1 protein-coding gene is annotated in these 360 nt (G+C 40.0%); it reads right to left on the minus strand.

The annotated features are described in order from the left end of the window. Positions 1 to 107 precede the first annotated feature (107 nt). The coding region (locus ACYVTD_RS18105) for a hypothetical protein (protein ID WP_461248997.1) at positions 108 to 360 on the minus strand (253 nt) is incomplete at its 5' end.

Genomic DNA, 360 nt, shown 5'->3' on the forward strand with positions numbered 1-360 from the left:
TCAAACGTTTGCCCTGTAACTTTGTTATGGAGTTTGGGGAAACGGTAAACCAATCAAACTTTTTGCAATAATCGGAAACGATAGTCTCGTAATCCGATAACTCTATTTCACCCGTCATTTGCGACCTCCAATTTTTTCATTTCCCGTAACAACGCTTCCACATACCGGACATTTCCGGGAAACCCGATGCTGTCCATAGTCTGTAAATCAAGCCATACGGCGTTCAAATTAAATTCTTTCCAGGCATCCACCTCCAACTTGGTATCATCTATTAAAATCGGATTCCTTATATAATGCTCACTTTTAATAATATCTATTTTCTTTGCCGTGCCACAAAAGAGCATTAGATGCGCAAAACCG

This window comes from Treponema sp. R6D11 (genome assembly GCF_054786075.1).